Annotated in this window: 11 protein-coding genes; 5 read left to right on the forward strand and 6 right to left on the reverse strand. The window is 45.0% G+C overall.

Annotated elements, in window-relative coordinates; genetic code table 11:
• Positions 1-81: 81 nt before the first annotated feature.
• The 4 genes from AB4484_RS10680 to AB4484_RS10695 all read right to left on the reverse strand — a co-directional run bounded on the left by AB4484_RS10680 (position 82) and on the right by AB4484_RS10695 (position 5532).
• The gene (locus AB4484_RS10680; protein WP_372078000.1) at positions 82-225 is read right to left on the reverse strand and encodes a hypothetical protein; all 144 of its coding nucleotides are present in this window, start codon (positions 223-225) and stop codon (positions 82-84) included.
• Positions 226-265: 40 nt separating this feature from the next.
• Entirely contained in the window at positions 266-2563 is a 2298-nt protein-coding gene (pflB, locus tag AB4484_RS10685; RefSeq protein WP_372078002.1) for a formate C-acetyltransferase, read from the reverse strand.
• A 232-nt stretch (positions 2564-2795) separates the two neighbouring features.
• Complete coding sequence (locus AB4484_RS10690; RefSeq protein ID WP_017069768.1) at positions 2796-3140, reverse strand: multidrug efflux SMR transporter; 345 nt, start codon at positions 3138-3140, stop codon at positions 2796-2798.
• A 220-nt stretch (positions 3141-3360) separates the two neighbouring features.
• Positions 3361-5532: a metallophosphoesterase gene (locus tag AB4484_RS10695; RefSeq protein WP_372078003.1), complete on the reverse strand. Its 2172-nt coding sequence runs from the start codon at positions 5530-5532 to the stop codon at positions 3361-3363.
• A 510-nt stretch (positions 5533-6042) separates the two neighbouring features.
• Between AB4484_RS10695 and AB4484_RS10700 the strand changes: the two genes are divergently transcribed.
• Positions 6043-7191, forward strand: a complete 1149-nt coding sequence (locus AB4484_RS10700) for an S-(hydroxymethyl)glutathione dehydrogenase/class III alcohol dehydrogenase (RefSeq protein WP_171307310.1) — start codon at positions 6043-6045, stop codon at positions 7189-7191.
• Positions 7192-7347: 156 nt separating this feature from the next.
• Positions 7348-8187: an S-formylglutathione hydrolase gene (gene fghA / locus AB4484_RS10705; RefSeq protein ID WP_372078005.1), complete on the forward strand. Its 840-nt coding sequence runs from the start codon at positions 7348-7350 to the stop codon at positions 8185-8187.
• A gap of 77 nt (positions 8188-8264) precedes the next feature.
• On the opposite strand, the gene AB4484_RS10710 is transcribed toward fghA, so the two are convergent.
• Positions 8265-9347 (reverse strand): aminotransferase class I/II-fold pyridoxal phosphate-dependent enzyme, encoded by a 1083-nt coding sequence (locus AB4484_RS10710; protein WP_372078007.1) that lies wholly within the window; start codon positions 9345-9347, stop codon positions 8265-8267.
• Between the two features lie 306 nt (positions 9348-9653).
• Here AB4484_RS10710 and AB4484_RS10715 point away from each other — a divergent pair, with 306 nt between their 5' ends.
• Positions 9654-10055, forward strand: a complete 402-nt coding sequence (locus AB4484_RS10715; RefSeq protein ID WP_048613745.1) for a hypothetical protein — start codon at positions 9654-9656, stop codon at positions 10053-10055.
• A gap of 224 nt (positions 10056-10279) precedes the next feature.
• Entirely contained in the window at positions 10280-11017 is a 738-nt protein-coding gene (locus AB4484_RS10720) for an NUDIX domain-containing protein (RefSeq protein ID WP_372078009.1), read from the forward strand.
• Positions 11018-11159: 142 nt separating this feature from the next.
• On the opposite strand, the gene AB4484_RS10725 is transcribed toward AB4484_RS10720, so the two are convergent.
• Complete coding sequence (locus tag AB4484_RS10725; RefSeq protein ID WP_372078011.1) at positions 11160-12680, reverse strand: aldehyde dehydrogenase family protein; 1521 nt, start codon at positions 12678-12680, stop codon at positions 11160-11162.
• Between the two features lie 320 nt (positions 12681-13000).
• Between AB4484_RS10725 and AB4484_RS10730 the strand changes: the two genes are divergently transcribed.
• Entirely contained in the window at positions 13001-14788 is a 1788-nt protein-coding gene (locus AB4484_RS10730) for a sigma-54-dependent Fis family transcriptional regulator (protein ID WP_372078013.1), read from the forward strand.
• Positions 14789-14795 lie beyond the last annotated feature (7 nt).

Genomic DNA, 14795 nt, shown 5'->3' on the forward strand with positions numbered 1-14795 from the left:
GTGAAAGTTGCACGCTGGGTTCTTAGGGAGACGGCACTTGGTAACAGGTGTCGTCCACCCGACAAAAATAAGTTAGAGGCCCTAGTGACCACCAGACACAGTCAAAGTAATTCCAATCATTGCGTAAATATCAGTTTTGCCCGAGTCTAACCAACACAACGCGCGTCCAATGACATCATTAGCGCCATACTCGACACACAAAAAAGCGCGAGAGACGGATGTCATTCTCGCGCTTTTTTAGAACCGTATGACTTGAAGTTTACGGTTAGATCTTAGCAGTAAACGTACGGCTAATTACATCTTGTTGCTGCTCACGTGTTAGCGAGTTGAATCGCACAGCGTAACCCGACACTCGGATAGTTAACTGTGGGTATTTTTCTGGATGTTCGACGGCATCCAACAACATGTCACGGTTAAGCACGTTAACGTTAAGATGTTGTCCACCCTCAACACGAATCGATCCTGCTTTTTCCTCGTGGTGAAAGTAACCATCCATTAGTGCTGCTAGGTTCACTTTTTGGCTTAGGTCATCTTTACCCAGTGCATTTGGTACGATTGAGAAGGTGTAAGAGATACCATCTTTAGCGTACTCGAACGGCAGTTTGGCAACCGAAGACAGTGAAGCCACCGCACCTTTCTCGTCACGACCGTGCATTGGGTTTGCGCCCGGACCAAATGGCATACCTGCGCGGCGACCATCTGGCGTGTTGCCGGTTTTTTTACCATATACAACGTTTGAAGTAATCGTAAGGATAGATTGAGTTGGAACCGCTTCACGGTAGGTATTCATTTTCTGAATTTTCTTCATAAAACGTTCAACCAAATCACAAGCAATATCATCGACACGTGAATCGTTATTACCGAATTTCGGATATTCGCCTTCAATCTCAAAGTCGACAGCGATGCCATCTTCGTTACGTACTGGTGTTACCTTCGCGTATTTGATGGCCGCTAACGAGTCAGCAACAACCGACAGCCCAGCAATACCACAAGCCATTGTGCGATGAACATCGCGATCCATTAATGCCATTAACGATGCTTCATAGCTGTAACGGTCATGCGAGTAATGGATCACGTTCAGCGCAGTGACGTATTGCGTTGCAAGCCAATCCATCATGTCATCAAAGCGAGGCATTAAGCGGTCAAAATCGAGAACTTCATCTTCGATACGAGCAACTTGAGGACCAACCTGCATGTTAGATTTTTCATCAACACCACCGTTAATGGTGTAAAGCAGCGCTTTGGCAAGGTTTGCACGAGCACCAAAGAACTGCATATGTTGGCCAACCACCTGTGGGCTCACACAACACGCAATCGCGTAATCGTCGTTATCAAAATCCGCACGCATTAGATCATCGTTCTCATACTGAAGTGATGAGGTTTCGATAGACACTTTAGCCGCGTATTGTTTAAACGCGATAGGCAGTTGTTCAGACCATAGAACCGTCATATTCGGCTCTGGTGCTGGGCCCATCGTGTGCAATGTATGCAAGTAGCGGAAAGTCGTTTTGCTAACAAGAGTACGACCATCAACGCCCATACCTGCCATTGCTTCCGTTGCCCAAATTGGGTCGCCAGAGAACAATGAATCGTATTCAGGTGTGCGTAGGAAACGAACCATACGAAGCTTCATAATGAAATGGTCAATCAACTCTTGCGCTTGTTTTTCATCAATCAGACCAAGTTTAAGGTCACGTTCGATGTAAACATCTAGGAAGGTTGATGTGCGTCCTAGCGACATCGCAGCACCATTTTGAGACTTAACCGCAGCTAAGTAACCAAAATAGGTAAATTGGATTGCTTCTTGCGCAGTACGAGCAGGAGAAGACATATCAATGCCGTACTTCAAACCCATTTCTCGCATTTCATCAAGGGCACGAATTTGATCAGTAAGCTCTTCACGTAGACGCAATGTTTTATCTAAATCACCACCCGTTTCAAGCATCTTCTGAGTCGATTTGAACTGCTCATTTTTGTCTGATTTTAGGAAGTCGATACCGTATAAAGCAAGACGACGGTAGTCGCCAATAATGCGTCCACGACCATAAGCATCCGGCAGACCAGTAATAATACCAGAACGGCGACATGCCTTAATTTCGTCGGTATAAAGATCGAACGCTACTTGGTTATGCGTTTTGCGGTATTCAGTGAAGATCTTTTCGATTTGTGGCTCTAATTCACGACCGTACACTTCGCACGACGTTTTCACCATTCGAATGCCACCATTAGCGATGATGCCGCGTTTTAGTGGTTTATCGGTTTGTAGACCCACGATTTTTTCGAGGTTTTTTGCAATGTAACCGGCATCGTGTGAGGTGATAGTGGAAACGATATCAGTATCAAAATCGACAGGGGCATGAGTGCGGCTTTCTTCTTTAATACCTTCTAGCACCGATTCCCATAGCTGTGTCGTCGACTCCGACACGTCCGCAAGAAAAGATTCATCACCTTCATAAGGGGTGTAGTTTCGCTGAATAAAATCACGTGCATTAACGGATGTTTGCCAGTCGCCAGCTTGAAATCCCGCCCAAGCTTCCATCATATCGGTTGTCGGAATAGTCATAATGACCTCCTAAGTTATTGATAAACAGACAATATCGATGATTATTTATAATCATTGGTTTCTGCTGGCTATACTAAACCGACCAATCTATGAGTAAAGTGAGCTGTTTTCATAAAATACATGCACAAAATGCATTAATTGGAATTACTATATTATATTCAATACCTTAAGTTGAAGGTTAACTACTCTAGATTCCAATTAGTTTGTTCCTTCAGAAGTAGGGAGTCGACTCTTAGTGACTCACCGACGTTGAAAACAGGTTGATGATCACCACGCCCGACAGAATCAAAGCGATGCCAATGATCGCGTAGATGTCTAGCTTTTGCCCGTAGACCAACCAAGACAACGCCGCGACCAACACTATCCCTGCCCCACACCAAATCGCATAGGCAACACCCAAAGACATGGTTTGAACCGTGAGAGACAACAGATAAAAAGCAAAGCCATAACCGACTAACACTGCGGCGGTAGCAGGAAGGGAAGTAAATTGCTGCGTTTTTGGCAATAGAGAAGTCGCGACAACTTCAAGCACGATGGCGAGTGACAGCATCACTGGAGGCGGAAGAGATAAAAGCATGTTTGAGTCCACAACATTAAATACGGCGCTCAGAATATTGTAGTTTTATTTCCAATTCATGCGATTTTCAGTAAGCAATTATTATGACGTACCTTAAAAATTCTTAAGTGTGATGGTTCATTCAATCGAAGGACAGAAAGACAAAAAGAGCCCTACAACATCATGTGTAGAGCTCTTTTTTAATAAGCTAATTGGTTAATCCGCTAACAATCTAAGTAGCTTAATTTGCTGATGATGAACCTCTTAGGATATCGCGCTTCACTTCACCTTTCAGATCGGTCAGGGTTTGCTGGTCGATATCAATCAAGAAGTGGTCACTTGCTTGGCCTGTTGCGAATTTTTCAAGAATCACGAACAAACTACCAAAACGAGAACGGAACACTTCACCAACGGTATATTGGCCAAGGTCACCCAGTTCTGAATCCACCGTGCCATCGAACTCTGAAAGTTCACGACTCAGCAACTCATATTGGCGCAATTGTGTTTCACCGATATCACGGAATGCCAGTTCGTCTGCATTGCGTAAGCGGTAGAAGTCAGTCGCTAGCAACTCACCACTCCATTCTGCAAAATCTTCAAGCACTAGACCTTCTTGAGATGCAATAGCGTCAGCTTCAACTTTCGCTGCTTCCCAGTCTTGTTGAAATTGTTCATAGTCGTCTACTCCATTTGCAACACAACCCTCGACTGGATAATTCATTTCATCAGCTAACTGGCAAACCGTAAAATTAGTTTCTAGCTGAGACATGATCATCATCTCTTCGCCGTTCATTTCCATGATCATAGCGCGCATCTCTAACGGCCAGTCACCCGGAAGGAAGCGTAGACGTGTTAGTTCGCGGATGTGCCAATCGGTCAGTTCGTAGTAGCTCTCTGAATTCAGAATATCTTTGTTCCAAATCTTAGCTTCTGCATCAGGATCTCCATTTGCAGCTTGAGTAAGGTATTCATGCTCTTCTGCATAGTGACTGAATAGCTCGTTATAACGTTTAACTTGATCGATGACCACCGTCTCAACTTCAATCTGGTTATCAGGGCGAATGTTCAACAGTTTGTAGGCAGGAATATAGCCCGCTAGCGATGGTGCTTGGATATTAAATAGAGTGTGCTGTACACCATCAATATTGAAGCTCTTCTTACCCGTATCGTTAAAGTGCATGTGGCCACCAACGTGGATATTTAGACCAGTAGCAGCTAATGCGCGGCTGGTATCGTCATCCGGTTCACGAGCCAGTTGATGGCTTCCTTCGCCAAACAGATCTTCAATCTCTTCAGAAGCGCCGTTGTAGAAGTCGGTCATTGGGAAGTGCGAGAAAGACACCAGCGTCTTGTTCTGCTCTTTCGCGGCTTTTACAACATCAGAGATCCAATCAATCACATGTTCTTTGTGAGTCAGCATCATGTTGTAACCAGCGCTGCTTGAACCATCAAACGTGTTTCCATCGACAGAGCTATCAGACGAGTTTTCTTTCGGGCGATAAACGTTCGCGTCGATCGCCAACAACCAAAGCCCTTTCACAGGCTCTACTAAATAACTGGTATCCGGCACTTCAGAGCAGCTTGAGTAACCACTTTCTTTATAGCTACCACCCGTACCTTCATAACAGATCTCGTACATGCGCTTATCAAAAGCCGCTTCTTCTTTAGCTAAATCATAGCTGTAACTAGCTCGAGCTTGGTCGCTGCTGTAAGGCGTTTCAAAGTAGAGATAGTCTTGCTGAGGGTAGAAGCCGTGAGTGCCTAGGATACTCATGATCTCTTCATAGCCCCATTCACGTACTTCTTCAGTACAGATGGTTGCTAAGTTGTCACCTTCACCGGGAATAGTCGTCCACTCATCGTCATAACCAACACACTCTTCTTTACCTCGGCTATAGATACGCTGCTTCTTACCACCCTCGCCTAGGTAATCAGATTTACCTGCAGGGATTGTAAATGGACGCACTGGATCGTGGTTGCCTGGCGCTGCAAAAAACTCAAGACCATGAGTCTCGCGGTAGTGATCAAAAATGCTCACCAAGCCACGCATATGAATCGGCTGGCCGTCATCACTAAAGTCACCAGGCAAGGCTACGTATTTAACGCCACGCTCAACCACATCATCAAGCGCCGCTATCATCGCAAAGTAGTTTTCATTAAATAGACGAGTAGAGTTCATCTGAGACTCCATCGTTCTGATCGTAGCGTTTTTATTACTCATGGAATTCGGTAAGCCAGCGAACGAACCATCTTCAAATTTGCCGTAGACATCATGGAAATGGATATCAGGCATGAATGCGACTTGCACTGCGCTATCTAGATTGCCGCTGTCGTCACTTGGTGAACTTGAATTACAACCAGCTAATGTGGCCGCTATTAAGCCTGACAGTACGGTCAATGTACTCTTTTTCATTTTCTCTTCCCAAAAAGTTAGAACTCAAAATTTGGCGAGGAGACTAGATGAGAAAAATGACACTATTGTTTCTTATATCTTACAAAACGTCGCACAACGAACGCTTATGCGACATTGCTTCAATCGTTAAAATTCAACAAGTTACCATTCATCTTAAAAGCTGATAGTTCAACAATACGAATCGAAGGTTAATATATAAATCACCATAAAACCTCCACCTAAACATCAGTAAAGGCAATGTATTCAGACCGTTTAGATAAGTCACATGTCCTCAAAACCTGAGTCGCTCTGACTAAGATAGTTGCCAATAAGAAAATTCATTGATCCATATCCATTATTACAAATGTGTAATAATCATTTTCTATTTAAGGGGATTATCAAAACACGTACTCACACCTATACTAGCTCCAACAAAACGAGAGAGCGGAAACAATTAAGCTCGACTACGCTTAACGGGTTGAATTTAATTGCACAGTTATCCGCTGTACTGACATATATAGGAAACATCCAATGACAATCGAAATTAAACCTGGTCAAACGCATATCAAATCAAAAGCAATGGTTGCATGGGCAGCTGGCGAGCCACTAAAAATGGAAGAAGTTGATGTACAACTTCCTAAAGCTGGTGAGGTTCTAGTTCGCATCGTTGCTACTGGTGTTTGTCATACTGACGCATTCACATTATCAGGTGACGATCCAGAAGGTATCTTCCCTTCTATTCTTGGTCACGAAGGTGGCGGTATCGTTGAAATGATCGGCGAAGGCGTTACCAGTGTTGAAGTTGGCGACCACGTTATCCCACTTTACACAGCAGAATGTGGCGAATGTAAATTCTGTAAGTCTGGTAAAACTAACCTATGCCAAGCCGTTCGTGAAACGCAAGGTAAAGGCCTAATGCCAGACGGTACAAGCCGCTTCTCTATCAATGGCGAAACAATTTTCCATTACATGGGCTGCTCTACTTTCTCTGAGTACACTGTACTTCCAGAAATCTCTCTAGCGAAAGTAAGCAAAGAAGCGCCACTTGAAGAAGTTTGTCTTCTAGGTTGTGGTGTAACAACAGGTATGGGCGCTGTACTGAACACAGCTAAAGTTGAAAAAGGCGACAACGTTGCTGTATTCGGCCTAGGCGGTATCGGTCTTTCTGCAATCATTGGTGCTCGCATGGCTGGTGCTAACCGCATCATCGGTGTTGATATCAACGAGAGCAAATTCGAGCTAGCAAAACAGCTAGGCGCGACTGACTGCATCAACCCAACTAAGTTCGACAAACCAATCCAAGACGTTATCGTTGAGATGACAGACGGTGGTGTTGAGTACTCTTTCGAGTGCATCGGTAACGTAAACGTGATGCGTCAAGCGCTTGAGTGCTGTCACAAAGGTTGGGGCGAATCAGTCATCATTGGTGTTGCAGGTGCAGGCCAAGAGATAGCAACTCGTCCATTCCAACTAGTAACTGGTCGTGTATGGCGTGGTTCTGCTTTCGGTGGTGTTAAAGGCCGCTCTGAGCTTCCAGAAATCGTGAACCGTTACATGGCGGGTGAGTTTGGTCTTCAAGAGTTCATTACTCACACAATGGGTCTGCAAGACGTTAACGAAGCATTCGACCTAATGCACAAAGGTGAATCTATTCGTACTGTTCTACACATGGATAAGTAATTCCCCTTGGTCTCGATACCTCGGTATCGAGACCACAGTTCTGACTTAAACATCAGAGCGAAACTGTCTTCACCACCTCCTGCCCGGTGGGTGGTGAAACTTTATGTAATACAGACAAATTTACTCCCAAACCATCAACCTAACGGAGCACAATAGATGACAATCGAAAACATTAGCCAAGCAAAGGTTGCTGGTGGTTGGCACAAACAATACACCCACTTTTCTGCAACGCTTGACTGCAACATGCGTTTTGCGATTTTCTTACCACCTAACGCAAGCAAAGAAAACCCAGTTCCTGTTTTGTATTGGTTATCAGGCTTAACCTGTACCGATGAAAACTTCATGCAAAAAGCCGGCGCTTTCAAAGCCGCGGCTGAGCAAGGCATCGCGATTGTTGCACCAGACACTAGCCCACGTGGCGAAGGTGTTGCCGACGATGAAAATTACGATCTCGGCCAAGGTGCAGGCTTCTACGTGAATGCAACCCAAGCGCCATGGGACAGCCATTACCACATGTACGACTACGTGGTAACAGAGCTCCCAGCACTGATTGAATCTTTCTTCCCTGTGACATCTGTAAAATCGATTTCTGGTCACAGCATGGGCGGACACGGTGCCCTAACGATTGGCATTAAAAACGAAGATAGCTACCGTTCTATCTCTGCATTCAGCCCAATCACCAACCCAATGCAATGCCCTTGGGGACAAAAAGCCTTCAACCAATACCTAGGCTTAGATATTGAAGAGTGGAAACACTACGACGCTTCTGAGCTTCTAAAAACCAAAGGCACTAAACTGCCAATGTTGGTAGACCAAGGTGAAGCCGATAACTTCCTGATTGAACAGCTTAAACCTGAGCAATTGGTCGAAGCCGCTAAGATAACCAATGCCGATTTAGAGCTACGTATGCAGCCAGGTTACGACCACAGCTACTACTTCATCTCTAGCTTTATTGATGAACACATTGAGTTCCACGCTGCTTACTTGAACAAGTAGCCAGATGAATTTAGCCCGCACCTTGTAAACGCAAGGTGCGGGCTTTTTTATGCCTACTGATTTTATTACTGTTGCTTTTATAGCTGCTGAATACGCTGCTTTAACGCTTCTAAATCTATATCATTGCCAACAATTCGTAATCGAACATACTCTTCAGTCATCGCGTCGCACGTAATAGCAAAATCGACACCTGAACATGTCTTAATGCCGATATTCTCAAATAGCTTTGAAAGGTTAGTTCCTGTCTTTTTCAGCAACATAATGGGCGTTGATATTGACGTGCCAAGCACTTCAATATTGTGCTCAGACAACAAGCCGATCATTTGCTGCTTAAAGTATTCAGTTTTGCTGAGGTTCATTTCTAAGAAGTGTTTCGCATTGGGTAGGGTCGCCGATGCGATTTTTATTGAAGGGTAAGTCGGCGTAAACACACTCACCGCAGCTTCGATTGCAGAAGTCAGGTTTTCACTGCTGGCTAAGTAACCGAGTCGAATCCCTGCAAGGCCTAAGCCCTTAGAAAAGGTTCGTAAAACTATTAAGTTGTCCAAGACCAAGGTTTGATCGAGCATAGACTGCTCAGGGGTCAGGTATTCACCATAGGCCTCATCGACAATCAAAATAGCGCCAGAACTCTCACATGCTTTCGCTATCTCAACCAAATAAGATCTGTCGTAGATTCGGCCCGTTGGGTTGTTGGGATTATCGATATACACCAAGGCCGGCTTTTGGCTGCTTATTTTTGATGCCAATACACCGAACAGATCCGACTCGTTTTGATAATCAAACATGTTGATGGACTGGTACTTCCCGCCCACCAAAGTGAACTCAGATACTGCTTCAACAAACTGAGGGCCAATGCCTATCATGGTGCGATTGTTGTGATCGATAAGTTTATTGAAGATAAGTTCTAGCGCCCCAAGAGAGCCCGTGGTGTACGTAATACGACAATCTTCAATCCCAATAAACTGGCGAGTCAGATAAGTCAGCTCCGAAAGCTCCCTGTGGCAATAGTACTTATCAATACCGTAAATTATCTCTTTAACCACATGCTCAGGGATCTCTGGTGCGCCAAATGGATTAGAGCCGAGTGAGCAATCGATACGAAATGAGTGATCGACATAAGAATGGTATTCACCACTTAACCGTGGATTTAAATGCATAAGAAAACGCTCAAAAAATATTCATGCGCTACTCTTATCGTACTAAGTTTTATCTATATAGGTCATTTCGCGACAGTTCTTCGCCTTGTTTCGAGAGACTGGTTAAAAACAAAGATTGGTTCAAATAACGAATTCTCTTAAGCCATAATCATGAGTTAAGCACTCGTGTTTCCATTTCGAGTTAACCGAACCGCTTTCTTTGCGCTAGATTAAGCTGAGATAAGATAGGGTAATAACAGAGCTTGCATCTTTACTCTCCCTAGTTACCATAACCCCATTAACATCCCCCATATTTTGAAGGTTGCTATGAAAGCAATTAAGACTCTTTTCTTCCTGATGGTTTTATTGAGCGGTCTATTTACCGCTTGGCTGTTTATTCCGATTCCAGCGACCATGGACAAGCAAACGCTCGACGTTCCATTAACGGAACCATTCAAGCTTGTGGCGTATCGCAGCAACCCGAATGATGCGAGCAAGCCACTGACTTACCACTACTATGTAATTTCAGATGTGGTTGGTGTAGACGACATGGATCCGTTCCTGATTACCACGGACCAGTTCGTGAAGCTTGGCGAATTCGACGAGAACACATTCAACCTTACGGTTAACGGCAAGATTGATAGCTACACCAACGATTTGTGGATCAAGAAATCTGATGGCAAGCTTCAGCACTGGTACGTGAGTATTGACGCGAACTATATTCGCTAAAATCGAACTGCGATAAACCTTATTTCAAAACTGCGCTTTGGCTTCCAAGCGCAGTTTTTATTTCTAGCAACACTCTCCACTTATCCCAACCCTGTCGACATAAACTGCATTGCTTACTTTTGATTCACTACTGCCCTGCTCTCAAGGTGTTATAAGCTCTTTAGATACGATAAGCTCAGCCTATGCTCGACTCCCAATAAATCAAAAATAATAAAGGAACACTCGTGGAATTTACGCTCGACAAATTTAACGGCATCATCATCGACCCAGCAACAACCCCTCACAATGCTGACTCATTCAATGCCGAACTCAGCGAGATCACCGCATTTTCAAAGCAGAATAACAAAGGCATTATTTGGATTAGCTTGCCTATTTCACTCTCGCACCTTATTCCGGTGGCGACTGAGCTTGGCTTTGTGTTTCACAACTGCTTAGAAGACGAGATTACGCTGATCCATAAATCCGAGATCGTCGAGTTTGTGCCTTTTATTCCGACCCACACCTTGGGTGCTGGTGCGTTAATCACTAACGAACACAATCAAGTTCTGATGATCAAAGAGCACGGCATGACAGGATACAAATTACCGGGCGGTCATATTGAGTTGGGTGAAGGCATTGAAGAATCGGTGGTTCGGGAAACATTGGAAGAAACCGGTATCGAGGCAACGTTCGTTTCGGTGGTTGGCATGGCGACAAGGCACCCGTATCAATTCGGAAAGTCTAACCTCTACTTTGTTTGCCACCTTATTGCCCAAACTCAAGAAATTGCGATTCAAGACACAGATGAAATTGCAGAAGCTAAGTGGATTGATGTTGAAGAGTATATTAACAACCCCGACAGCTACCCGTTCAACCGCCAGTTAGTCGGCTCTTTGATAGACAAACAAGGATTAGAGCTTACTCAATTAGAAGGCAACTATGGCCCAGTCCACAAGCCCGAGATCTTCTTTTCGCAAAGCTAGAGCGATTCAAGCATAAAAACGCCCAACTCAAATGAGTTAGGCGTTTTGCTTTCACTTTTTGTTTTTCTTAATTAAGCCAACTGCGTTGTTAATTATTCTTTGTACCCATGATTCATTCTCATACTTTTAAAACAAACCTGTATTAGAAGAAGCCCAACGGATTAGTATCGTAGCTGATCAGTAGATTCTTGGTATTTTGGTAGTGGTCGAGCATCATCTTATGTGTCTCACGGCCGATGCCTGATTTCTTGTAACCACCAAACGCGGCATGAGCTGGATAAGCGTGGTAACAGTTCACCCAAATACGCCCCGCTTCAATGTTGCGACCCATGCGATACGCGAGGTTTGCATCACGCGTCCACACCCCTGCACCCAAGCCATATTCGGTGTCATTGGCTATCTCTAGCGCTTCTGCTTCGTCTTTAAACGTCGTCACCGCGATAACTGGACCAAAGATCTCTTCTTGGAATACACGCATCTTGTTGTGCCCTTCCAACATGGTTGGCTGGATGTAATAACCATTACCGAGATCATCAGATTGCTGCGCAACTTCGCCACCTGTCAGCACTTTAGCGCCTTCTTGGCGGCCGATCTCAAGGTAGCTCAGAATCTTATCGAACTGCTCTTTTGAAGCTTGTGCGCCAACCTGAGTATCAGTATCTAGCGGGTTACCTTGTTTAATAGTTTGAGCACGCTCGACCACCTTGGCGATGAACTTGTCGTATACCGATTCATGGATCAGCACACGTGATGGACAGGTACACACTTCACCTTGGTTGAAGAACGCCAGCAGCATGCCTTCGACACACTTATCGAGGTATTCGTCTTCATGGTTAAAGATATCTGGGAAGTAGATGTTTGGAGACTTACCGCCAAGCTCAACTGTTGATGGAATCAAGCTTTCAGCCGCACATTTTAAGATATGGTGGCCGACTTCTGTTGAGCCGGTAAAGGCCAATTTAGCCAAACGATCGCTGGTTGCTAATGCTTGGCCCGCTTCGCTACCAAAACCATTGACGATGTTGACTACGCCTGCAGGCAGAAGATCGGCGATCTTCTCCATCATCACTAAGATCGATGTCGGTGTTTGCTCCGCTGGCTTCATCACCACACAACAGCCCGCAGCTAACGCTGGTGCCAATTTCCAAGCCGCCATTAAAATCGGGAAGTTCCAAGGAATGATCTGACCTACGACACCGATTGGTTCTGGGAAGTGGTAACTCGCGGTGTTTGAATCGAGCTCGGCTGCGCTGCCTTCTTGCGCACGAATACAACCCGCAAAGTAACGGAAGTGATCAACAACCAAAGGAATGTCTGCTGCCAAAGTTTCACGCACAGGCTTACCGTTTTCCCACGTCTCGGCGACCGCGATTTCTTCTAAATTCGCTTCAATGCGATCGGCAATTTTAAGTAAGATGTTCGAACGTTCAGTCACGCTGGTCGAAGCCCAACTTGCACGAGCAGCATGCGCGGCATCGAGTGCCAAGCTAATGTCTGCCCCTGTTGAACGTGCCACTTGGCAATACACCTGACCATTCACTGGGGAAGTGTTATCAAAATACTCGCCGCTGACAGGCTTCACCCACTCGCCACCGATAAAGTTATCGTATTGCGCTTTAAAGTTCACCACTGCGTTGTCACTACCCGGCTGTGCGTAAATCATAGTTAGATCCTTCTTCGATTTGATATTGAGCTAGAGCTGTCTTATTTTTGTGGCGGCTACCCTTGAGAAAAGAACTCATGGCGAGACGCCCATGTTTATACTTTCTGTTTAAAACACTGATACTTCGTGTTTTCTTCACAACAGTAACAACGCAAATCACACGCCAGAACTTCAAAACTTGTTGTTAATAAATTGTAAAACTATGATTACCAAACGTTTACAACCCAAAGTGAGTTGGCATTGAACGGACGTATGGAAACCACTCCAGTGTTCAACTGTTCCAAATTGGTACACCCTCACTGTTACGACATGGAACAGTCATGCAACTTCAACACACACAAAACTCAGATTGGCTTTCGTCCTCTTGGCACCGCAGCACAGAAGCGGGGCTAAAACAGAGACGGCTTCCTGAAGATATACGCCTGCCACAATCGATCCTTAAGCAACGACGTCATCAATCTTCTGACTTGATTCAAATCGTCGAGCGCAATGCACTGCCTCTGTTTAATCAGATGTTTGCACGCACCGACAGTCGCTTGATCTTGACCGATATTGAAGGGGTGATTCTGGCGAGTTGGGGCCAAGAAAGGTTTAAGGAGAAACTGACTTCGATTGCACTCAGCTCTGGTGCGTGTTGGCAGGAACAACTCAAGGGTACCAACGCGATTGGCACCGCCATTGTGGAAGCCAAACCAGTGACTATCATTGGCGAACAGCACTTCATCCACCAGCATCGGTTTATAAGTTGTTCAGCAAGCCCGGTGTTTGATCATCAAGGCCAGATGGTTGGCGTATTGGACATTACCAGTGAGCAGCAACAACACGACAGTTCGGTGCAGCTACTCGTTCAAAATATGGTTCAGCTTGTTGAAAACCAGCTATTGAGTCATATCCCACAAGGCACGACTCGTATTGATCTCGCGTGTGAGAAATCGTTATTGCACAGTGGTTGGCAAGGGATCGTAATAGCGAATGAGGCTGGTGAGGTGGTGGCGCATAATCAAGTCGCCTCTCAATTGCTGGATCAAACCTCGATCGTTGGTGCATGCATTGATACCCTCTTCAACCGAACTTCATTAGACACCTCATTTGTGTTTGAAAAACAGCACCTCAAACGCACGACAACCAAACGCACACGTTCTATTTCAGCATCGTGTGATTTGCACCATGGCGAACAACAGATAGAACACGCTTGGCAGCAAGCTAATAAGATCATCGATAAAGGGATCAGCTTGCTGATCTTAGGTGAAACTGGCGTTGGAAAAGGTGAGTTTGTTAAAGCCTTACACAAACAGAGCCAGCGTAAATCCTCACCCTTAGTTGCCGTCAATTGTGGAGCACTACCGAAAGATCTTATCGAATCTGAACTGTTCGGTTACGCGCCGGGCGCCTTTACGGGAGCAAGCCACAAGGGCTTCCAAGGAAAGATCCGCCAAGCAGATAAAGGGATTCTATTTCTAGATGAGATCGCCGACATGCCTTTGGAGACTCAGTGTCGACTGCTGCATGTTCTGCAAGATAAATCCGTAGTACCTGTAGGTTCAAACCAGAGTTACCAAGTTGATTGTCAGATCATCGCTGCCACACATAAAAACCTCGAGCAGTTAGTTGCGACAGGAGAATTTAGGCAAGACCTGTATTACAGACTAAATGGCTTGGCCTTCACCTTACCAAGCCTGCAATACCGACAAGACAAGCACGCTTTAATCAAAAATATTCACCGAAAATACGCAGAAGATGAACAGACAATCTGCCCTCACTTGATGAGCTTACTATGCGCTTATTCTTGGCCGGGTAATATCCGAGAATTAGATAACTTACTGAAGGTCACCGCCCTACTCGCGAGCGACGAACCACAAGTGACTCTAGAACATGTACCAAGCCACCTTGCTCAGCACCTCACCTCTTTAGCTCAAGATAGTCATCATCAGATTACTGCTTCTCGTATCATCGAAGGTAAGTCAAATGCTGATTTAAGAAGTACCGTTGAAGAGACCTTGTTGCAAACCTATCAAGCCAACCAAGGTAATATCAGCAAGACTTCACGAATACTGGGCATCAGCCGTAATACTATTTATCGAAAGCTGAAAAGCTTGGGAATCCTATAATAGGAAA

The organism is Vibrio sp. 10N.261.46.A3, assembly GCF_041472995.1.
GTDB classification, from domain to species: domain Bacteria; phylum Pseudomonadota; class Gammaproteobacteria; order Enterobacterales; family Vibrionaceae; genus Vibrio; species Vibrio coralliirubri.

What these genes read in the sequence shown, in the direction of transcription:
- AB4484_RS10680 (WP_372078000.1), bottom strand. Translation starts at nt 225, where the DNA reads ATGACATCCGTCTCTCGCGCTTTTTTGTGTGTCGAGTATGGCGCTAAT.
- pflB (WP_372078002.1), bottom strand. Translation starts at nt 2,563, where the DNA reads ATGACTATTCCGACAACCGATATGATGGAAGCTTGGGCGGGATTTCAA.
- AB4484_RS10690 (WP_017069768.1), bottom strand. Translation starts at nt 3,140, where the DNA reads ATGCTTTTATCTCTTCCGCCTCCAGTGATGCTGTCACTCGCCATCGTG.
- AB4484_RS10695 (WP_372078003.1), bottom strand. Translation starts at nt 5,532, where the DNA reads ATGAAAAAGAGTACATTGACCGTACTGTCAGGCTTAATAGCGGCCACA.
- AB4484_RS10700 (WP_171307310.1), top strand. Translation starts at nt 6,043, where the DNA reads ATGACAATCGAAATTAAACCTGGTCAAACGCATATCAAATCAAAAGCA.
- fghA (WP_372078005.1), top strand. Translation starts at nt 7,348, where the DNA reads ATGACAATCGAAAACATTAGCCAAGCAAAGGTTGCTGGTGGTTGGCAC.
- AB4484_RS10710 (WP_372078007.1), bottom strand. Translation starts at nt 9,347, where the DNA reads ATGCATTTAAATCCACGGTTAAGTGGTGAATACCATTCTTATGTCGAT.
- AB4484_RS10715 (WP_048613745.1), top strand. Translation starts at nt 9,654, where the DNA reads ATGAAAGCAATTAAGACTCTTTTCTTCCTGATGGTTTTATTGAGCGGT.
- AB4484_RS10725 (WP_372078011.1), bottom strand. Translation starts at nt 12,680, where the DNA reads ATGATTTACGCACAGCCGGGTAGTGACAACGCAGTGGTGAACTTTAAA.
- AB4484_RS10730 (WP_372078013.1), top strand. Translation starts at nt 13,001, where the DNA reads ATGCAACTTCAACACACACAAAACTCAGATTGGCTTTCGTCCTCTTGG.